Origin of the sequence: Brachyspira sp. SAP_772 (genome assembly GCF_009755885.1) — a bacterium.
In the GTDB taxonomy this organism is placed as follows: domain Bacteria; phylum Spirochaetota; class Brachyspiria; order Brachyspirales; family Brachyspiraceae; genus Brachyspira.
In genome coordinates, this window is the sequence record NZ_VYIX01000337.1 from 1 (window position 1) to 553 (window position 553).

2 pseudogenes are annotated in these 553 nt (G+C 28.1%); one reads left to right on the plus strand and one right to left on the minus strand.

The features are described 5' to 3' along the window. Positions 1–429 (minus strand): annotated as a pseudogene (locus GQX97_RS14380) (Eco57I restriction-modification methylase domain-containing protein); the annotation flags it as partial. 15 nt (positions 430–444) lie between these two features. Between GQX97_RS14380 and GQX97_RS15235 the strand changes: the two are divergent. Then, positions 445–553 (plus strand): annotated as a pseudogene (locus GQX97_RS15235) (CDP-diacylglycerol--glycerol-3-phosphate 3-phosphatidyltransferase); the annotation flags it as partial.

Consider the following 553-nt stretch of genomic DNA (forward strand, 5'->3'; position numbering starts at 1 on the left):
TTTTACCAATACATTTTTTATATTAAGAGAATTGCATATATTAATTAATGCCTCTCCTTGGTCATAGCCTATTTCAAAAAAGAAGGCACCATTATCTTTTAAATATTTTTTTATTAAACTTAAAAAAGCCTTATAAAAATCAAGCCCATCATAGCCAGAATATAATGCATTTTGAGGCTCAAGCTCCAAATCTTTTTGAAGAGAATCTTTATCTCTTAAAGGCACATACGGAGCATTTGAAACTATTACATCATATTTATTTTCAGGTATAAAAGTYAAAGCATCAGTATTTACTATATTTATTAGTTTTTCATCTCCCAATATATTTAAAGCATTTTTCTTTATAACTTGAAAAGCCCCTTCGCTTATTTCAATAGCTGTAATATCAATATTTTTATTCTGCTCCAAAAACAACTTTTTTAACGTTATCTGCTATGTATGTTAGGGCTTAGAGGATTTGCTGTTGCTGCCAAGTTTAGCGGTAAATTAAAAACTGCTTCAAGGGCTATTGCTGTTGTGATAATATTTTTAATAAAGATACTTAAATATACTT